At 63.6% G+C, this 18710-nt stretch carries 18 protein-coding genes; 8 read left to right on the forward strand and 10 right to left on the reverse strand.

The window, feature by feature from the left end:
- Positions 1 to 196 precede the first annotated feature (196 nt).
- Genes GXY33_19655 through mdh form a run of 3 tightly spaced genes read left to right on the forward strand, consistent with a single transcriptional unit; the run spans position 197 to position 3437 of the window.
- Positions 197 to 1060 (forward strand): sulfide/dihydroorotate dehydrogenase-like FAD/NAD-binding protein, encoded by an 864-nt coding sequence (locus GXY33_19655; GenBank protein ID NLX07361.1) that lies wholly within the window; start codon positions 197 to 199, stop codon positions 1058 to 1060.
- On the forward strand, positions 1060 to 2487 hold the full coding sequence (gene gltA / locus GXY33_19660; GenBank protein NLX07362.1) for an NADPH-dependent glutamate synthase: 1428 nt from the start codon (positions 1060 to 1062) through the stop codon (positions 2485 to 2487). Before GXY33_19655 ends, gltA begins: the two co-directional genes overlap by 1 nt.
- Positions 2488 to 2489: 2 nt before the next feature.
- Complete coding sequence (mdh, locus tag GXY33_19665) at positions 2490 to 3437, forward strand: malate dehydrogenase (GenBank protein ID NLX07363.1); 948 nt, start codon at positions 2490 to 2492, stop codon at positions 3435 to 3437.
- A gap of 77 nt (positions 3438 to 3514) precedes the next feature.
- On the opposite strand, the gene GXY33_19670 is transcribed toward mdh, so the two are convergent.
- Positions 3515 to 4030 (reverse strand): hypothetical protein, encoded by a 516-nt coding sequence (locus GXY33_19670; GenBank protein ID NLX07364.1) that lies wholly within the window; start codon positions 4028 to 4030, stop codon positions 3515 to 3517.
- A 43-nt stretch (positions 4031 to 4073) separates the two neighbouring features.
- Positions 4074 to 5489 (reverse strand): fucose isomerase, encoded by a 1416-nt coding sequence (locus GXY33_19675; protein ID NLX07365.1) that lies wholly within the window; start codon positions 5487 to 5489, stop codon positions 4074 to 4076.
- Positions 5490 to 5668: 179 nt separating this feature from the next.
- Between GXY33_19675 and GXY33_19680 the strand changes: the two genes are divergently transcribed.
- The 3 genes from GXY33_19680 (at position 5669) to cheB (ending at position 8607) form a co-directional block, all read left to right on the forward strand.
- The gene (locus GXY33_19680) at positions 5669 to 6481 is read left to right on the forward strand and encodes a histidinol-phosphatase HisJ family protein (protein NLX07366.1); all 813 of its coding nucleotides are present in this window, start codon (positions 5669 to 5671) and stop codon (positions 6479 to 6481) included.
- 184 nt (positions 6482 to 6665) lie between these two features.
- Positions 6666 to 7523, forward strand: coding sequence for a protein-glutamate O-methyltransferase CheR (locus GXY33_19685; protein NLX07367.1), 858 nt, complete (start codon positions 6666 to 6668; stop codon positions 7521 to 7523).
- Positions 7524 to 7530: 7 nt separating this feature from the next.
- Positions 7531 to 8607 (forward strand): chemotaxis-specific protein-glutamate methyltransferase CheB, encoded by a 1077-nt coding sequence (cheB, locus tag GXY33_19690; GenBank protein NLX07368.1) that lies wholly within the window; start codon positions 7531 to 7533, stop codon positions 8605 to 8607.
- A 1-nt stretch (position 8608) separates the two neighbouring features.
- On the opposite strand, the gene GXY33_19695 is transcribed toward cheB, so the two are convergent.
- Positions 8609 to 9091, reverse strand: coding sequence for a hypothetical protein (locus GXY33_19695; GenBank protein NLX07369.1), 483 nt, complete (start codon positions 9089 to 9091; stop codon positions 8609 to 8611).
- 185 nt (positions 9092 to 9276) lie between these two features.
- Between GXY33_19695 and GXY33_19700 the strand changes: the two genes are divergently transcribed.
- On the forward strand, positions 9277 to 10446 hold the full coding sequence (locus GXY33_19700; protein ID NLX07370.1) for an exo-alpha-sialidase: 1170 nt from the start codon (positions 9277 to 9279) through the stop codon (positions 10444 to 10446).
- 109 nt (positions 10447 to 10555) lie between these two features.
- Here the strand turns inward: GXY33_19700 and GXY33_19705 are convergent, their stop codons facing one another.
- From GXY33_19705 to rmuC, 4 genes are all read right to left on the reverse strand, one after another.
- A complete protein-coding gene (locus GXY33_19705; GenBank protein NLX07371.1) occupies positions 10556 to 11962 on the reverse strand; it encodes a DUF4139 domain-containing protein in 1407 nt (468 codons plus the stop codon).
- A 43-nt stretch (positions 11963 to 12005) separates the two neighbouring features.
- Positions 12006 to 13421, reverse strand: a complete 1416-nt coding sequence (locus tag GXY33_19710) for a hypothetical protein (protein NLX07372.1) — start codon at positions 13419 to 13421, stop codon at positions 12006 to 12008.
- A gap of 347 nt (positions 13422 to 13768) precedes the next feature.
- Positions 13769 to 14272, reverse strand: a complete 504-nt coding sequence (locus tag GXY33_19715) for a hypothetical protein (protein NLX07373.1) — start codon at positions 14270 to 14272, stop codon at positions 13769 to 13771.
- A gap of 165 nt (positions 14273 to 14437) precedes the next feature.
- Positions 14438 to 15814 (reverse strand): DNA recombination protein RmuC, encoded by a 1377-nt coding sequence (gene rmuC, locus GXY33_19720; protein ID NLX07374.1) that lies wholly within the window; start codon positions 15812 to 15814, stop codon positions 14438 to 14440.
- 200 nt (positions 15815 to 16014) lie between these two features.
- Here rmuC and GXY33_19725 point away from each other — a divergent pair, with 200 nt between their 5' ends.
- Positions 16015 to 16995, forward strand: a complete 981-nt coding sequence (locus GXY33_19725; protein NLX07375.1) for a metallophosphoesterase — start codon at positions 16015 to 16017, stop codon at positions 16993 to 16995.
- A gap of 147 nt (positions 16996 to 17142) precedes the next feature.
- Here the strand turns inward: GXY33_19725 and GXY33_19730 are convergent, their stop codons facing one another.
- From GXY33_19730 to GXY33_19740, 3 genes are all read right to left on the reverse strand, one after another.
- A complete protein-coding gene (locus GXY33_19730) occupies positions 17143 to 17547 on the reverse strand; it encodes a very short patch repair endonuclease (GenBank protein NLX07376.1) in 405 nt (134 codons plus the stop codon).
- Entirely contained in the window at positions 17544 to 18332 is a 789-nt protein-coding gene (locus GXY33_19735) for a hypothetical protein (protein ID NLX07377.1), read from the reverse strand. The genes GXY33_19730 and GXY33_19735 overlap by 4 nt, the downstream gene beginning before the upstream one ends.
- Before the next feature lie 10 nt (positions 18333 to 18342).
- A partial coding sequence (locus GXY33_19740; GenBank protein ID NLX07378.1) for a hypothetical protein occupies positions 18343 to 18710 on the reverse strand: 368 nt, incomplete at its 5' end.

Below are 18710 nucleotides of genomic sequence, written 5' to 3' on the forward strand. Positions count from 1 at the left end.
AAGCCAAGACGTCCGGACGGCTATAATTGACGGTGGGCTCGAAGGTCCGGGTTTGGCCTTTCGTACCGGTACCTGGGCTGGTTGGTGGACGAGCCACCGGCGGGTCGGCGGTCGGTCGGCGGCGGCGATTGAGCGGCAAGACGGCATGTCCGCGCAGCGGCGCGGAACGGTGATCGAGTGCATTTGGAGTACGTAGATGTTCAAGATCGAGAGCAAGGAAGTGCTGGGACCGGAGGTCTTCCGGTTCTGGATCAAAGCCCCGCGGGTGGCCAAGTCGCGCCGCCCGGGTCAGTTTGTCATCATCCGGGTCGACGAGAAGGGCGAGCGGGTGCCGCTGACGGTGGCGGATGTGAACCGCGAGGCGGGGACGATCAGCCTGATCGTTCAGCGGATCGGTTTCTCGACCCGCCGGCTGGCGGAAATGGAAGCCGGCGAATCGATTCCGGACGTGGCGGGCCCGCTGGGCCTGCCGACGGAGATCGAGAAGTACGGCCACGCGGTGGTGGTCGGCGGCGGCGTGGGCACCGCAGTGGTTTATCCGCAGGCGGTGGCCCTCAAGGAGGCGGGCAGCTACGTGACGGCGATCATCGGCGGACGGAGCAAGCCGCTGGTGCTGCTGGAGTCGCCGCTGCGCGAGGTGGCGGACGAGGTGATCGTCTGCACCGACGACGGCAGCTACGGCCGCCAGGGATTTGTGACCGACGCCCTCAAGGACCTGATCGAACAGGGCGAGCGGCCGGTGGACGCGGTGTACACCGCCGGGCCGGTGATGATGATGAAGCGGGTGGCTGAGGTCACGCGGCCCAAGTCGATCAAGACGATCGTGTCGCTGAACCCGATCATGGTGGACGGGACGGGCATGTGCGGCGGATGCCGCGTGACCGTCGGCGGCGAGGTCAAGTTCGCCTGCGTGGACGGTCCGGAGTTCGACGGCCATCAGGTGGACTACGATGAGCTGGCGGACCGGCTGGCGGCGTACCGGCCGCAGGAACGGCACCTGCTGGACGATGGCTGCAAACTGGCGGAAGCGGTCAAGAAGCTGGAGGAGGGACAGAAGTGATGAAGGCGTCGGAAAGACTGAAAATCGAACGGGTGGAAATGCCCGAGCAGGAAGCGGCCGAGCGGATCCGCAACTTTGAAGAGGTCAACCAGGGCCTGCAGCAGGAGCTGGCGATCCGCGAAGCCCAGCGGTGTCTGCAGTGCAAGAACGCCAAATGCATCGAGGGCTGTCCGGTGCGGGTGCGAATTCCCGAGTTCATCGCCGCGGTGGCCGACGGCAACTTCGAGAAGGCGGCGGAGGTCCTCAAGCAGTCCAACGCGCTGCCGGCGATCTGCGGCCGGGTCTGTCCGCAGGAGAGCCAGTGCGAGGCGTTGTGCGTGCGGGCGGTCCGCGACCGGTCGGTGGCGGTCGGCTGGCTCGAGCGGTTCGTGGCCGACTGGGCCCTGCGCCGCGAAGGCAAGGTGGGCGCATCCGTCAAGCCGCCGCAGCGCAAGGGCAAGAAGGTCGCGGTGGTCGGTTCGGGTCCGGGCGGGCTGACCTGTGCGGGCGAGCTGGCCAAGATGGGCTACGACGTGTCGATCTTCGAGGCGCTGCACGAGGTGGGCGGCGTGCTGGTCTACGGCATTCCCGAGTTTCGGCTGCCCAAGCGGATCGTGCACGCCGAGGTCGAAGCCCTCAAGCAGCTTGGCGTGGAAATCGAGACGAACGTCATCATCGGCAAGACGCTGACGATCGACGAGCTGTTCGACGAGGAAGGCTTCTCCGCGGTGTTCATCGCCAGCGGGGCGGGTCTGCCGGTGTTCATGAACATTCCCGGCGAGAACCTCAAGGGCGTCTACAGCTCCAACGAGTTCCTCACGCGGGTGAACCTGATGCGGGCGTACCGCTTCGGCGAGTACAGCACGCCGGTGCTCACCGGCGACCGGGTGGTGGTGGTGGGCGGCGGCAACACGGCGATGGACTCGGTGCGGACGGCGCGTCGGCTGGGCGCCGATCCGGCGGTGCTGGTCTACCGTCGTTCGCGCGAGGAGATGCCGGCCCGGATCGAGGAGGTCAAGCACGCGGAGGAAGAAGGTATCCAGTTCGAACTGCTGACCAACCCGGTGCGGATCCTCGGCGACGAGAAGGGCTGGGTCAAGGGCCTCGAGTGCGTGCGGATGCAACTCGGCGAGCCCGACGCGTCGGGGCGACGGCGCCCGGTGCCGATCGAGGGGTCGAACTTCGTGTTCGACTGCCAGGTGGTGATCGAGGCGATCGGGACGCGGGCCAACCCGCTGATCACCCAGACCACGCCGGACCTGGCGACCAACAAGTGGGGTTACATCGAGATCGACGAGAACAACATGACCAGCAAGCCTGGCGTCTTCGCGGGCGGCGACATTGTCCGCGGCGCGGCGACGGTGATCCTGGCCATGGGCGACGGCAAGCAAACGGCGGCGTCGATCGATCAGTACCTGGAGTCCCAGAACGGCAAGCAAGGGAGCTGACCGTGTCGCAACGCGCGAAAGTGACGATCGTGGGGGCCGGCAACGTGGGCGCGACCTGCGCCCACTGGCTGGCCTCGTGGCGGGTGGCCGACCTGGTGCTGATCGACGTGGTCGAGGGCATGCCGCAGGGCAAGGCGCTCGACCTGGCCCAGTCGGGTCCGGTCGAGGGCTACGACCTGACGATCACCGGGACCAACGACTATGCCGATACCGCGGGCAGCGACGTGGTGGTCATCACCGCCGGTTTGGCCCGCAAGCCGGGCATGAGCCGCGACGAGCTGCTGGCGGCCAACACCAAGATCGTCAAGACCTGCGCGGAGAACGCGGTCCGGCACAGCCCGGAGGCGATCTTCGTGGTGGTCAGCAACCCGCTGGACGCAATGGTCTACACCGCGTGGAAGGCCTCGGGCGTCGCGCCGCGCAAGATCGTCGGCCAGGCCGGCGTCCTCGACGTCGCGCGGTACAAGACGTTCCTGGCGATGGAGCTGAACTGCTCGGTGCAGGACATCTCCGCCCTGCTGATCGGCGGCCACGGCGACGACATGGTCCCGCTCCCTCGCTACACCAGCGTGGGCGGGATTCCGGTGACCGACCTGGTGCCGGCCGATCGCCTGGCGGCGATCGTCGAGCGGACCCGCAAGGGCGGCGGCGAGATCGTTTCGCTGCTCAAGACGGGCAGCGCCTACTACACGCCGGCTTCGGCCTCGGCCCGGATGGTCGAGTCGATCCTCCGCGATCAGAAGCGTGTGATGCCGTGCGCCGCCTACTGCGAGAGCGAGTACGGCATCAGCGGCTACTTCGTCGGCGTGCCGTGCATGCTCGGGCGCAGCGGCGTCGAGAAGGTCTTCGAACTGAAGCTGACCGCCGATGAGACGGCGGCGTTCGCTGAATCGATCAGCCACGTCCGCGAGTTGTGCGGCCAGGTGGACAAGCTGCTGGTTCAGGGCTGAGCGCCCGTCGAAATCGCACGACCTACCGGCCTGCGGCGGGCTTCGCCTGTGAGGCGTGATTCCGTTCTACGGATCACCTACCGCGAGCGATTCTGCAGAAACTCCAGGACCTGCTGGGTCAGTACGGGACAGGAGTCGAACTCCAGGCCTCGAGGCAGCCGGCGGTCCGGATCGATCAGGTATGTTTGGCGGTCGGGCCAGTCGGCGCGGTCGAGGAACCGCTTGAGGGCTGGGAAGTCCTCGGCGGCGAGGACAGCGGCGGGCATGGCGGCATCAACCTCGCGGAGTTGCCGGACGAGGTCCGGCCACCGGGTCGGCGCATGCAGGTCGATCACCACGACCTGGACCGCGTACTGGTAGAATCGCCGATGAATGCGGTCAAGACAGGCCAGCTCGTCGCGGCGGTACTCGCCATCCGGGCCGATCAGGTACAGCAGCGTGATCTGCCGGTCCAACTGGTGCAGGAAGCCGCGAAACTGCTCGAAGCGGATGACCGGCGGCTGATTGGGATAGACGAACCGGTACGGCAGATGCTCGTGCGGTTCCTGCGGCGGCTGAGGCAGGCTCTCGCGCGGAGCGCAGCCGGCCAGCATCGCCAGGATCAGGCACGTCAGCCGCCGCGGTTGGCATGTCCTGTCACTCGTGCTGATAGATGTCCCAGCCCATGTAGGTGTTCAGGGCCTCGGCGATCCCGTCGCCGACGTGGGCCTTGTTGACCGCCACGTGGTGCTCCATGCCCGTCTCGCAGATGTAGCGGAGCAGGAACTGCAGGTCGTCGATCTGCAGGACCCCTCGGCCGCCGAAGGTCTCGATCCTGTCATCCGTGAACTGCCCCTCGGCCACGTAGCCGACGATCTCGCCTTCATAGTCGTCGGTGCTGACCCGCAGCATCGTGGCCGGACCGGGCGTGATCGCGCCGGTGACCGTGCCATAGGCGTTATCCTGCCCGACGGTCCCGCCCAGAATGCTGTTGAACGACATCTCCGGATTGTCGAGGAAGCTGGCCGGCAGGTTGCTGCAGTGGAACATGATCATCTTGTCCGGATCGTCGCCGAAGTTGTTGTTCAGGTCGAGCAGCGCCGACGGCGTGCCCGAGGCGCACTGAAGGGCGTACATCGCCACCGCGCCGCAGACGTCGACTTCGCACGCAGCGGGCACGAGCTTCTCGCTGAGCATGCTCATCGCCGCGCACGGCACCACGCCGTAGTACTCCTCCAGTGAGGTCCAGCACTGGAGGGCCAGGGCTGAGATCTCGTTGTCCGTCACCCATCCTTCCAGCACGACGGCCAGACGGGCCAGCCGTTCCAGACCGGCTTGCGGCACACCATCGCTCTTGACGTATTTGCGGATCGCGTTGATTTTGGCCCGCACCTTGGCGTCGGAGGCCTTGAGCTTCTCGGCCCGGCCGATCACCTCCGAGAGGTCCAGCGTCTCGACCGAAATGTTGCTGCCCTGGAGCAGCCGTTCGCTGTAGCGGCAGGTGTTGAACGCCGCCGGCCGCGCCCCGATCGCCCCGACCCGCAGGCCGCGAAGACCCGTCGTTACCCGGCAGGTCGCGGCGAAGGACGCCAGGTCCATCGCGAACGCCTCGGAGTCGATGGCCTCGGTGTGCAACGAGGTCAGCGTGTAGGGAATGTCGTACTGGCGAAGGTTGTCGCAGACCGACAGCTTGCCGCAGAACGAATCGCGGCGGTACTGGATCGAGAGCTTGTCCAGGTCGTCCGGCCACGCGTGGACCAACACGGGCACGTCGAGGCCCGACCGTTTGATCGCCTCGGCCACGCCCTTCTCGTCGCCGAAGTTCGGCAGCGTCACGATGATCCCGTCGATCTTGCCGGCGTTCTGGGCGAACAGCTCCGCGCAGGCCTTGGCCTCCTCGAACGTCTCGACGCAGCCGTGCTTGCTCTGCGACGGACCCAGAACCACCACGTCATGGCCCTGTGCCTTGAGGTGCTTGATCATCGCCTCACGGCCCTCTTTGGCCAGCCGATCGGGAAAGAACCCGCGACAGCCCACCACCAGCCCGAACGTCGTCTTGCCCTTCTTCGCCATGACCGGTCTCCATTACAGAAGGTTCACTGTCCGTCTCGCCGACTGGCTCGGATTCTACCAGCCGTGCCGAACCGTCGAAACCGAATTTTCCCGGTCAATGAAGGTCCCGCTCTGAGTCCTGGATTTGAGCTCCCTCGCCCGATAGAATTCACAACTTTCCGGCAGGAGCCGCGAACGGCATGAAGATACGCACGGACTTTCATCTGCACACGCAGCTATCGGTTGACGCCGAGACGACGGTCGAGGCCATGGTGCAGCGGGCCATCGAGCTGGGATTTGACGAGATCGCCCTGACCGACCACCTCGACAACGACCCGGCCGACCCGGGCGCCGGCAAGTATGACCCGCACGAAGCCCTCGCCCAGAGTCACGCGATGGCCGCGCGCTTCGCTGATCGGATCGTCGTGCGGCACGGCGTGGAACTGGCTGAGGCGCACCGCTACGTCCGCGAAAACCAGGCCGTCTACGAACTGGCGGCCGATGTGCTGATCGGCTCGATCCACTACGTCGAGGGCCACGGCGTCCATGAGACGCTCTTTGACGTCATGGCGCCGCGCGAGGCGATCGACCGCTACTTCGTCCTCGCCGCCGAGATGGCTGAGCAGGGCGACTTCGACGTGCTGGGGCATCTGGACTACTTCCTGCGCTACACGCGAAAGCGGCATCAGCCGGACTACGACCCGCAGGCGTTTCGCCCGCGGATCGAGGCAATCCTCCGGACGATCATCGACCGGAACATCGCCCTGGAGGTCAACACCTCCGGATACCGGCGCGGCGCGGGCATCGATCAGCCGTTTCCGCAGCCGGTCATCCTCGGCTGGTACCGCGCGATGGGCGGCCGGCTGCTGAGCATCGGCAGCGACGCTCACAAGCCGGACGACATGGCGATCGGATTCGAACCGGTGGCGAAGATTCTCGCGGCGATCGGGTTCGATGAGTACCACGTTTACCGCGATCGTCAGCCGGTGGCGATCGGGCTCCGCCGCGACTGATGATCCTGCACTTACCGGGGCTTGGCGGCGGCCTCACCATTTGTCGGGTCCGATAAAAACCACCCTCAAGAGCCGCAATGCGGTCCGATAAACGCGGCGCAACGGCCCAAAACCTCCGGTTAGCTTAACCGACCCGTCCACCGGACCGATACATCACTGGCCGGAGTGCCACTTGGAGGGATGGATGGTTGAACAGGTTGTAGAAACGCAGACGCCGCTGGAAATCGCACCGGCGCAGTACGAACTGGTGCGGCAACTCGTCTACGAGCGGGCCGGAATCAACCTCGGCGAGAATCGCCAGCATCTGGTCCAGGCCCGCCTGGCCAAGCTGATCCGCGTGGGCAAGCTCTCGGGATTCGCCGAGTACTTCGAACGCCTCCAGAACGACAAGAGCGGTCAGGAACTCGGCCAACTGATCGACGCGATTTCAACCAACACCACCTACTTCTTCCGCGAGGCCGACCATTTCGATTTCCTGGTTGAGAATATCGTGCAGCGGATCGAGAAGGACCGATGGGCGGAAAACCGGCACGTTATCCGCATCTGGTCGGCGGCGTCCTCGACCGGCGAGGAGCCCTATTCGCTGGCGATGAAGGTGCACGATCTGCTGGAGGCCCATCCGACCGTTTCGGTCAAGATCCTGGCCACCGACGTCTCGCAGAAGGTGCTGAACATCGCCAAACTCGGCCGCTACGAACAGACCAAGCTGCGAAACGTGCCCGTCGAGCTTCGAGGAAGGTACTTCCGGGCCGTTCGCGACGAGCAGGGCCAGAGCTACGAGGTCGCTCCGTCCGTCCGCAACCTGATTACGTTCGGCCACTTCAACCTGATGAACTCTGCGTATCCGTTCAAGCACGGCTTCGATTACATCTTCTGCCGCAACGTGATGATCTACTTCGATCGGGCCACGCAGGAGTCGGTGATCCGCAAGATGTCGGCCCATCTGCGTCCCGGGGGGCATTTCATCGTGGGCCACTCGGAGAGCCTTAACGCCATCCGGCACGATCTGCACTACGTCAAACCCACGATCTACAGGAAGTGAGGCGGCCGTGGCATCGGGCAAGAAGATCAAAGTGATGATCCTCGACGACTCGCTTCCGATCCGGACGATCCTGGAAAAGGAGCTGAGCAAACAGCCGGACATGGAGGTGACGGCGGTGGTTCCCGATCCGGCCCAGCTTGCCACGCTTCTGGTCCGATATCGCCCGGACGTGCTGATCCTGGATCTGGAAATGCCCAAAACCGACGGCATGACCCTGCTGGGCATGGCCCTGCGGGTCCTTCCGGTCCGGACGATCATCCTCTCGTCGCACATCGAACCCAACGCCCGGGTAAGTCCGGAGATGGCCCGCCGCGGTGTGACTGACGTGATGCCCAAACCCGGCGGCGGTTCGTTCATCGCGCTGGGCAAGGTCATGGCAACACTGGCCGAAAAAGTGCGAGCGGCCGCCCGGCAGCGGACGCCGACCGCGATCAAGGCCCCGGTCAATGCGGAGGGTCCGGGCGGCAAGGGCGTTCTGATCGCGCTGGGCGCCTCGACGGGCGGCACCGAGGCCCTGCGGTTCGTTCTCTCGCAACTGCCGCCGGACATGCCGCCGATCGTGATCGCGCAGCACATGCCGGAATCGTTCACCGAATCGTTCGCCGCGTCGCTGCACGCAGCGTCCGAACTGACGGTCGTCGAAGCGGCCGCTCCGATCGAGCTGCGAGGTGGGCTGGTCGCGGTGGCCCGGGGCAATACGCACCTGACGGTGACCGCCAGACTGGCCGGATACATGGCCCAGCCGACACAGGGCGAACTGGTTTGCCATCAGCGCCCCAGCGTGGATGTCATGTTCAACTCGGTGGCCCTGGCTGTGGGATCCAATGCGATCGGGGCGATCTTCACCGGCATGGGCGAAGACGGGGCGGCGGGCCTGCTGGCCATGCGACAATCCGGGGCCATCACCATTGCCCAAAATGAGGAGACCTGCGTGGTCTTCGGCATGCCCAAGGAAGCGATCGCCCGCGGCGCCGCCCAGCACGTATTGCCGCTCGACCGAATCCCCCAAGCCCTCGTCAACGCCGTCCGCAGAAAGTCGCAGGAGATGACCGACACGCGCCCGGAACCCGTGGGACGCCGATAGGCTAACCAAAGAAGGCGCGAACGATTACCAGATCGACCAGCGCCGCGGTCAGGAAGAGGGCGGCGATCTTCAGGAACCACTCGGAACGACGCCCGCTGTGCGCTTGAGTTGTCGTTGCCCCGTTGCGGCTGAGGGTCGCCGCGGTCAACGGGGCCGGTTCCTCGATCCGATGCTGGACCTTGGCGATGATCACCGCAGCGCGATAGCGGTCGATGCGCAGCACCTTGGCCAGTTGAAGCAGTTCAAGCCGCTTGGAATACCGCAGAATCCCGCCCTCGAGGTTCTCAGCCACCGCGGCGGCAAACTCGGCTTCGTCCGCCCGGGGAAACTCCAACTCGGCGGGCAAAAGGTGTCGGCCCCGACGGACGGCCGGAGGGAAGCTGCGAATGAGACTATCTAAGTCGTGCTTATTAGCCACATCGCCGGTGGTGCCGACGATGGCATTGAGCCGGGAGGTCGTGCTGCTTGCGGTTTTCTCGCTCACTCTACTTCTGCCCTGCCAATGGGTTTCTCGGTTGATGGCCGCTTCCGCTAGGCCGCAAGTCCATTCTAGCCAAAACGATGGATTAAGGCAACCGGGGTGGCTAGAATCGACTTTTGCGAGGCAAATTATGGCGGAGGCACATAATACTTGAATAAGGTTGTACCGCCAGGCGGAGATTAGGCAAGATGAGTTCATCGGTGCGGATCGGGCCCTATCGGCTGGTGGATGTTCGGGCGATCCATGACGAAATGGTGATGCAGTTGGCCGGTGGGGCGTGCGTCTGCGGCAACGGCGACGTGCTGGCTTACTGGAATCGTTACACGGATGCGATCATGGGCAACGAGGCCCATTTCATGCGGTCCTCCGACCATGGCCGGACGTGGGAGATGACCGCCAAACCCATCGGCAGCCGCCACGAGGAGGGGGCGATCCACGTGGCGACGGGCATGGTGTGCCTGGCGGACGGCCGGCTGTTGCTGCCGTACGCCGACTACCAGAGCGGACGGACCGGTGACGATGAGCATCCGCGGCGACTGAAGAACAGAAACCGTCCAACGGAACTGTTCGTGGCGGTCTCGCGCGACCACGGACACTCCTGGCCCCAGCGGGTGAAGGTGGACCTTGGGCCGTTCAGATTCGCCTATCCGTTCGGGCGGATCGTGGAACGTCGGGACGGATCTCTGATGTTGCCGGCGGTGGCCTGCGAGAAGGACTGGCTCGAGACCCGCGGTGAAGCCACCCCGTTCGAGAACGGATACTTCCTCTCGCGCGACGGCGGCGAAAGCTGGGGCGATTGGCATCCGATCGTGCCGGCGCCGAATGAACTGGGATGTGTCGAGACGACGATCGCCCGGTGTTCGGATGGAAGCCTGCTGGGATTGCACCGGACCACCACGGCATGGGTGAAGAGCCAGCGGCCGTTCGATGCGGGCGTGCTGGCAGCGACCCGCTCAGCCGACGACGGCGAAACCTGGTTGGACCCGGAACCGACCGAACTGCACGGCGAGTGCGGATGTCTCGTCGCCGACGGCGACCGGCTCATCGCCGCCTACCGCAGCGCCAAGAACGCCCCGCCCGCCACGCCGTTGGGTATGATCGTCGTCTACAGCGACGACGGCGGGCGCACCTGGACGCCCGAAACGGCCCTGCCCGACCCGCGCGGACGCACGCACGAGAGTTGGCACGAGACCGGCATGCCGGACATCGTCAAAATGCCAAGCGGCCAGATCGGCATCGTCTACTACAGTCACGATCCGAACCTGCCGTGGTGTCCGCCCAAAAACGATCCGCTCTGGCAACAGGTCCCGCATTTCTGGAAACGCTACCTGGCGATCGCGATCCTCCAAGCCGACTGACGCCGCTGAGAGAACACGGGCCCAACAGAAGGCCGCGAAGGAAACGGAGAAGGCAGCGGTTGCGGACATCACGCCCGGCTGTTTCCTGGCGGATACTGTGAAGAGCGGTCTACCAGGTGTACCGGATGCGGTAGGTGACGGTGGCCTTCCCGTCGGCTTCAACGGGGACTTGGAACTTGATCGTCCGGGAGTCGAGTTTGGTGTAATCGTGCGACGACTCGAGCATCTCCCAGTCGCTCCAGCGGTAGAGTTTTTCGATCACGGTGACCTCGATCGGCTCCTGCTTGTGGTTCTTCAGGACGATCTCGAAAGCCTCCTCGATCACCGTCGCCGCCGGCCGCTGGAAGTCGGTCTGCGTGCGCGAACCGGTCACGTCGAACGCATCGCCGACGTAGACCAGGATGCGCTCGTCGACGGCGGTGCCGGGAATCACGTCCTCGCCGACAAATTCAAGGCTCTGGTCAACGTCGCGTTTAAACACGCGGACCTTGCCGCCGGGCAGGGCCACGCCGAGGTTGTCGTCAGCGGTGTTGCGGATCGCCAGCAAAACGTTGACCTTGGTGTTCTCCTCGCGACCGAAGCCAGGCTCCTCATAGACCCGGCCGGGAACGAATCGCACCCGCCCACCGTCGTAGAGGTACGTCTTGCGGACGGGCACGTTCTGAGCGGTGATGAGCGTGATCTGCTTGACCTGGTTGTCGAGCACCGTGGTCGGCCGGTCGAGGCGGTAGAGGCGATAATCGCCGAACACCTCAGCCGTCTCGTCGCCGCGCTGCCCGGTGGGCTTGATCTCCTCGACGGCCCGCAGGTACTCGATGCCCTGCAGGAACGTGGCCGGCTGATCGGTCCGGCCGATCCCGGCGATCAGCTTCACGTCGGCCTGCTCGTACGTCTTGCCCGATTCGTTCTTGATCGTGACCAGGCCGGTCAGATCGATCCGTGTCTCGTCCTCGTTCAGCACGACGTTGTAGTCGGCATTCCAGCCGATCTGGCGGGCAATGTAGCTGAGCTGGATAGCCTGCGGCCCGGCGGCCGGCGAATAGAGCTGCCAGACCAGCGTCGGCTTGATCACCAGGTTCTCGGGCAGCTTGTCGAGTCGGACGGACTGGACCGTCTTGAGCGTGAGGATCTTCAGGCCGCCATTCGATTTCAGGACGATCCGGTCGTTCTCAGCGACCAGCAGCGTGCCTTCGATCATTTCGCCCTGGTTGGTGATGACCCGGACCTCGTGGCCGACGTATTTTTGCATCAGCCTGGCCGCTCCGACCAGGTCGAACTCGAAGTTCTGTTCGACCACCTTGAACTCCGGATTGTCGGGCGCGACGACCCGCACGCTCGGCGGCTCCAACGTGGCCGGCAGGTCGGTCAGCCGCAGCTCGCTGACCCCTTCGGTCAACTCGACCGTCCGGCGGTCCTTGACCAGGGCGAAATCGTCTTGGTAGATCGACAGGGAGTTCTGCGGCTGGGCGAGAGCGAGACTGGAAAGCAGCAGCAGGCTGGTTGTTACGCGGATCATGGTTCGGCTCCTTTGGCGTTGGGGCGCGTCGGTCTGATGGTGGTCAATAGCGTTCATAGAGCGCCGTGTATGTGATCTTGCGTTCGGCGTTGGCGTCGAGTTCGAACTCGAAGAGGATGGTCTGGAAGCCCTTCTTGGTCCAGTCCATCGACGCCTCCTGGATCTTCCAGTTCATCCGGCCGTGCAGTTGCTCCAGTACGCGGACGGCGACCGGGCTGTCCTTATGGTTGCGGATCGCGACCTCGTAGCTCTCGGTGTGGGCAAGCCGGCTGATGCGGTTCTGGTCGGTCATTCTCCGCGAGCCGAGCACGTCAAAGCTCCGCCCGACGGTCAGCGACAGCTCCTCGTCCTTGGGTGTGTGATCGACCGTGTCGTCGCCGACGAAATGCTCATCGCCAAGGCGGTCGCGCTGGTAGAGCCGCACGTTGCCGGCTGGGATGGGCAGGCCCAGTTGGTTCTCCTGCGTATTGGGCACAGTCAAGACGATGGCCAGTGGCGTCATTTCGCCTCCCTCGCTGGGAGGATAGGGCATGTAGCGCCCGCGACTCGGACGGTTGTTTTGGGCGAACTCGTAGGCGACCGAGTAGCCGACGTCGTGGGCGCTGAACAGCTCGATCTGTTTACTCTGGTTCTCGCGGATGGTCGTCGGCCGGCCCAACTCATAGAGATGATACTCCGCGAACTGACGCTCCTCGAATCCCGGCGGCGGAGCAGGGGCTTCCATTGCGCCCGCCATTCTTTCCATTATCAAGGGGGCCTCCTCCTCAGCCTTGACCTTGTGCACGTCGCCGGCCACCAGCTTGAGATTGGCCTCCGGATACGCCGCCCCGCTGGTGTTGGTCAGGGTCACCCAGGCGGTGATGTCCAGCCGCCGCTCGTCCGGCCGGACCAAAACGTTGTAGTCGGCCTGCCAGTTCAGGCCCGCCGTCTGGTACGCGACCTCGACCGGAACCGTCCCGTCCTGTTCGCGGGAGACCCGCCAGACCAACGCCGGTTCGAGCATCAGACCCTCCGGCAGCCGCGGCAGCCGGATCGCCTGGTACTCGTCTTCAAGGTAGAGGATCTGGATGCCGTCGTCGCCGGCGAGGGTAAGCCGGCCGTCATCGAACGCCAGCAGCGTTCCGGCGTACAGCTTGCCGCCCTCGGTCACGACTTCCACCGGCTGATCGAGCATCTTGCCGAGCAGCTTCCCCACGCTGACCAGGTCGTAGTTGAAGTTCTGCTCCAGAACCTCGCAGCCGGCCTGCGGCGGGCAGAAGAACAACACCGATGTCGGATCGATCTTCGCCGCCACGTCCTTGAGCGTCACCGCGCTGACGCCGACGGGGATCTCGAACGTGTGCGTCGCCCGCACCACGCCAAAGTCCTGGTTGTACACGGTCACCGCCGGCGCGGTGGTCGGCGCCGCGTTCTGCCCAACAACCATCAGCGAAAATCCGCAAACCACAGCGGCAATCATGGCGAGCTCCTTGGAATCGGTTGCCTCGTCTACCCATTGGACGCGGTCGGGCGGAAAACGTTCCCCTAATTCGCCAGCCGATGATAACCCGCAGGCCAGTCTCTGACAAGCCGAAACTGATGGACGTCGATGTGGCTCCGCCGCCCCCGGCGGAGTCTTCCTCTGCCATTGCCAGCGGTGACGGCCCACTGCAGGCAACGGACCCCCATCCTCCGTCCACCCATAACCCGCAGGCCAGTCTCTGGCAAGCCGAAACTGACGGACGTCGATGTGGCTCCGCCGCCCCCGGCGGAGTCTTCCTCTTCCGCGGCCAGCGGTGGCGACCCACTGAGGGCAACGAACCCCCATCATCCGTCCACCCATTCACGCCACAGCCAAGGATACTCATCCTCGGACTGCACGAGCCCCTTGCGAACGGGGTTGGCGCAGATGTAATTGACCTTCTCGCGAATGCTCTCATCGGTCCGCAGGATATGATCGAACGACTCGCGTTGCCACACGGGTCCGCGACGGCCGAGCACGCGATTGACGGTGTGAGCGGAGGTTCCCTTGATCCCATTCATGATCTGGGCCAGCCCGAAAGGATTGCCTTTGCCGTCGCTTCCCGGGGTGAACACCGGGTGTACGTGGTTTGGCATGACAACCGCCCCGTGCATCCACACCTTGGCTGGGTGATCGTGAACACAATGGCCCAGGACCAACCCGCGAACGGACTCCGGCAAGGCCCATCCCCTGTGGGTGCAGAAGGTCACGAACAGCGTCTTTCCCTCGGCCTGGAGATGAGGTAAGTTGCGGAAGTAGCGGCTTGCGGCGGGCTTGGCCAAATGATGGCTCAGATCATCCGACGACATGGAATGCCCACTGTCTCTCTGTCGAAATCAGCTCCGCCACTCTCGGCGGCGCCCGGTTCATGCATCTGCAGTATAGCGGCCTTTCGCAACTGCCGCAAGAGTGTCTTCGTGACGACGCGGGCGAAGCGGGGGAAGAAGACTCCGCCGAGGGCGGCGGAGCTACATTTAACCGTCGGCGGGCAGTTGCCGCGTCGTGCGGTCGATCAGCGGCGGCTCGGGCATCTCGCGCTTGGCGCTGACGCCCAACCCGTTGAGCTTGCGGGCCGTCGGCTGAATGCGCGTCTGGAACGTGCCGACGGCTTTGTTGTAGGCATCCAGTGAACCGTCGAGGTTCTTGCCCAGCGCCGCCAGATGCTCGGTGAAGACGAGGACGCGCTCATAGAGCTCGGCGCACACCTCGCGGATTTCCTCGGCGCTGCGGGTGAGCTTTTCCTGCCGCCACCCGAACGCGACGGCGCGGAGCAAAGCGATCAACGTCGTCGGTGAGGCCAGGATGATCCGATTCTGCATCGCCTGATCCACCAGGTCGCGATCCGCCGCCAGCGCGGCTGAGAAGAAACTCTCGCCCGGCAGAAACAGCACGACGAACTCCGGACTTTCCGAGCCGAACTGCTCCCAGTAGGATTTGGCACCAAGCTGGCGGGCATGACCCCTGACCGCCTGGGCGTACCGCGAGAACGCCGCCTTGCGCAGCCCGTCGTCGGACGCCTCGACCGCGTTAAGGTAGTCGTCGCACGGCACCTTGGCGTCGACCACGATCCGCCGGCTGCCCGGCAACTGCACGACCATGTCCGGCCGCAGCCGCCCGGTCTCGCCGTCGGTCGAAACCTGGGTGTGGAAATCGCAGTACTCGCACATGCCGGCGATCTCGACCGCCCGCTGCAGCGTGAACTCGCCCCATCGCCCGCGGGCCTGCGGGTTGCGAAGGGCCATCGTAAGCTGGCTGGTGCGGTCCTGCAGGGCGGTCTGCGTCTCGGTGAGGCTCTGAAGATGCTTTCGAAGGCTGCCGTACGACTCGGTGCGGGCCTGTTCGAGCTGGCGAAGCTGCTCCTCGTAGCGCTTCAGCGTGTCCTGCATCGGCTTGATGAGGGCCTCAAGCTCGTTCTTCTGCTTGCCCAGATCGCCCTTGGTCTGGTTGAGGATGCCGGTGAGCTTCTCCTGTGCCAGCTCCAGGAAGCTGGTGCTGGTGGACTTTAGCGCGTCGCCGGCCAGCGCCTTGAACGTCTCTTGAAGCGTCTCGCGGGCCTTCTCGAACGTCTGCTTCTGCTCAGCGATCGACTTTTCCCGCTCCTCGACGGTCTGCGTGAGCCTGGCGATCTCGGCCCGGCGGTCGGAAAGCTGCCCGTTGAGCTGCTCGATCTTCGATTCGCTTTCGTGGATGTCCTGGCGAAGGGTCCCAAGCTCCTGCTCGGTGCGAACCCGCTGCCCTTCCAGTTCGCCGATGGCCCGCGAGGTCTTCCGCTCTGCCGCGAGCCGCCCAACCAGCACGCCCGTCGCCGCCCCGATCGCCAACGCCACCGCTGATACCAGCAGATACGCCATCCGTCCACCCTCTCCGTTCATCCGTGAGAAACCACCAGCCGGAAGGAACCATCATACACATGTTAGGCGTCGCCGGCAAGGACCTTGCCGGTTCCTCACGCTACGCCGGCGGGCTCAGGCTTGACGCGACACAGCCGATCGGCTCTACTGGAACAGGGACAAACGATCATCACCGCCATCCGACCGGGGGAGACGTTCGAATGAGCAGGAAAACCAAGCGCCGGATCCTGTTCTGGGGTTCCATCATCGTATCGGTTGCGGGTCTGATCCTGGTCTGGGCCGTGCTGGTCGAACCGCGCCTGATCGACCAGCGGCGCTACACCGTGCGGGTGCCGAACCTGCCGACGGCGTGGGAAGGGCGGACGGTGGCGTTCATCACTGATCTGCAACTCGGCATGTGGCTGGACAACGAAAGCGCGGTTCGCGAGGTCTTGGCCCGGATCGCAGCCGAGCGGCCGGCCCTGCTGCTGATCGGCGGCGACTTCATATACCATCCGACCGAGGACGACACGCCGACCAAGGCCCTGGAGGAGTACAAGGAGGAGGAGGCCGAGCACCGGGCCGAGGTGGACGAGTCGATCGGAAGGGTGACGAGCCTGCTCAAGCCGATCGTCAACGCCAGGATCCCGGTCTACGCGGTCCTCGGCAACCACGACTACGCGATGGAGAACCAACAGTCGCTGAAGCTGGAGTGGGTGGCCGAGCGGCTCGAAACGGCCCTGGAGGAGATCGGCATCAAGGTCCTGAGAAACGAGTGGACGGCGATCGGCTCGCCCGCCGGCGCCGCCACACAGGAAGCAAAACCGCTCTACCTGGTGGGTATTGGCCCGCACTATCCCGGCGAGGCCAACGTGCACAAGGCGTTGGCCAGCCTGCCGTCCGACGCCGCCCGCATCGTCATCATGCACAACCCGCAGACCTTCGCCGACATCCCAGCCGGACAGGCTCCGCTCGCCCTGGCCGGCCACACCCACGGCGGCCAGATCCGCGTCCCGTGGCTCAAGAGCTGGTCATGGCTCGCCATCGTCCAAGCCCATGAAGTCCACGCCGACGGCTGGATCAACGACTTCGGCCATCAGGGCAACCGCCTCTACGTCAACCGAGGCATCGGCTTCAGCATAGCCCCCATCCGCCTCAACTGCCGTCCGGAACTGACCCACCTGACGTTGAGCGGGGAGTGATAACGAGTCTGCAATTGATATCTGACGCACCGGAGAGACGTGGTTCCGAAAGCTATGGAGGCATCAGAGAAGCGAGGCGTGAAGCCCAGTCCGATGTCAGCTAGAATCCGTGCAAAGAAAGGTTCTGTCAAGCAATTCCAGCCTCTCCTATGCAAGACCGCGCCGCAACTTCGCTACAACAGCATCCTCATTTCTGAGAGAAGTCTGCCAAAACCGGTAGACTTTCCAGCCACGCAGTCTTAGAAGTCGGCCGATGCGCTTGTCTCGGCGTTGGTTACCGCGAATCTTCTTCTCCCAATAAGAGAGATTTGATTTCGGCAGTCTGAACTTGCGGGGGTTCCCGTGCCAGAAATCCCCGTCGATGAAGACGACAAGCCTGTGAACCGGAAACACGAAATCTGGTCGACCGGGGAGCCTCATTCCGCGCCGCCAACCGACAATCTTGTGCTTCCTCATGATCGAGATGAAGCGAAGCTCAGTCGCAGCATTTCCGCGACTTCGAATCTTGGACATGATTTCCGAACGTTCTTGGCGGCTAAACACATCCGTCATTCAGCAGCTTCCTTCGAGTCCCTGACTTCTGTCTCTAGAATGTACTCCAGTTCTTCGTTAAGGAAGTCCAGAAGCTCAGCTTCGTTGAGCAAATCAAGCACACATACGCCGCCATGCAAATTCAGGCGCTTGGCAAGCTGCCTAATGCGGCTTCTGTTCTTGTCGCCACCCGCTAGAAGTATATCGCTCTTATGGAGCAGGAACTGAAGGAAGGCCTTGACTGTATTACTTGCGCGCCCCATCCCTCTCTCCAATATCTGTTGAGTGATATCAAGAGTAGAGAGCAGAACTCTGGTCAATTCGTACGGATCTTCCCGATCTGGATCAAAGGAAAGCTGCGCAGTCCACCAGAGACGCGCAATTCCATTTCGGAGCAGAGCTCTGCTTTGGCTTTGTGCAACGAAATACCGGGATTCAACGAAACGCACCGCTCTGCTGCGATTTGACATGTGTTGTTCAACTGGCCATCGAGCGCGCATATAGGACCAGCAGTCGATGTGAGTGAGTCTCGTCCACAGTCGAGGATCTCGCGCCTGAAGAGGAGTCAAGTGCCGTAAGGCTCTGTGAAAGGAAATTGCATTCTCCAAATCTCGCAGATTTCTGCCCTCCGGCAGGCAGAGAGAAGGAAACGCAACGACGTTAACTCCTGTTTCTAAACCATAACTGCTTTTCTTCGCTACGTCCGGTATCCATATCTCATCACGGCGATACTTGTCCAGACTCATACCGATGGAGCTATGGAGGGCATTAACAAGGGTACTTTTGAAGATGGCCAGCGGCCCCATGAATCTCTCCTTAAGATGCTTCTTCGATGAGTGTGCGAGACGATGAAAGCGCCCGCTTCAGGGGTAGCTCCAGAAGACTCTGCGCTAGGAATAACGGCTCCAATTCGAGGCTAAGCCCGTGATCCTCGATACGGCGATGAAGGGCACGCATCCACCGCCAATCATAGTCGTCAGCGCCGTTGGCTTCCTTAAGCACGTGTATTGCTTCCGCCAGAACAGGTAACACAATGGTTGTTGTCAGAGGACCACGAATTGCTTCATTGTGTTTGAGCAGCTTGTAGTCTGCGAAATCGCTTTTTGACAGGAATATCACGATCTTGTCTGCTTCAAACTCCGGCTCCATTGGGATGTCGCCGTCTTTTTGAGTTTCGCTGATCT

The organism is Phycisphaerae bacterium (assembly GCA_012729815.1).
GTDB lineage: Bacteria > Planctomycetota > Phycisphaerae > JAAYCJ01 > JAAYCJ01 > JAAYCJ01.

What these genes read in the sequence shown, in the direction of transcription:
- GXY33_19700 (NLX07370.1), top strand. Translation starts at nt 9,277, where the DNA reads ATGAGTTCATCGGTGCGGATCGGGCCCTATCGGCTGGTGGATGTTCGG.
- GXY33_19675 (NLX07365.1), bottom strand. Translation starts at nt 5,489, where the DNA reads ATGGCGAAGAAGGGCAAGACGACGTTCGGGCTGGTGGTGGGCTGTCGC.
- GXY33_19725 (NLX07375.1), top strand. Translation starts at nt 16,015, where the DNA reads ATGAGCAGGAAAACCAAGCGCCGGATCCTGTTCTGGGGTTCCATCATC.
- GXY33_19680 (NLX07366.1), top strand. Translation starts at nt 5,669, where the DNA reads ATGAAGATACGCACGGACTTTCATCTGCACACGCAGCTATCGGTTGAC.
- gltA (NLX07362.1), top strand. Translation starts at nt 1,060, where the DNA reads ATGAAGGCGTCGGAAAGACTGAAAATCGAACGGGTGGAAATGCCCGAG.
- GXY33_19715 (NLX07373.1), bottom strand. Translation starts at nt 14,272, where the DNA reads ATGTCGTCGGATGATCTGAGCCATCATTTGGCCAAGCCCGCCGCAAGC.
- GXY33_19730 (NLX07376.1), bottom strand. Translation starts at nt 17,547, where the DNA reads ATGACGGATGTGTTTAGCCGCCAAGAACGTTCGGAAATCATGTCCAAG.
- GXY33_19670 (NLX07364.1), bottom strand. Translation starts at nt 4,030, where the DNA reads ATGCTGGCCGGCTGCGCTCCGCGCGAGAGCCTGCCTCAGCCGCCGCAG.
- GXY33_19685 (NLX07367.1), top strand. Translation starts at nt 6,666, where the DNA reads ATGGTTGAACAGGTTGTAGAAACGCAGACGCCGCTGGAAATCGCACCG.
- GXY33_19655 (NLX07361.1), top strand. Translation starts at nt 197, where the DNA reads ATGTTCAAGATCGAGAGCAAGGAAGTGCTGGGACCGGAGGTCTTCCGG.
- rmuC (NLX07374.1), bottom strand. Translation starts at nt 15,814, where the DNA reads ATGGCGTATCTGCTGGTATCAGCGGTGGCGTTGGCGATCGGGGCGGCG.
- GXY33_19735 (NLX07377.1), bottom strand. Translation starts at nt 18,332, where the DNA reads ATGGGGCCGCTGGCCATCTTCAAAAGTACCCTTGTTAATGCCCTCCAT.
- GXY33_19710 (NLX07372.1), bottom strand. Translation starts at nt 13,421, where the DNA reads ATGATTGCCGCTGTGGTTTGCGGATTTTCGCTGATGGTTGTTGGGCAG.
- GXY33_19705 (NLX07371.1), bottom strand. Translation starts at nt 11,962, where the DNA reads ATGATCCGCGTAACAACCAGCCTGCTGCTGCTTTCCAGTCTCGCTCTC.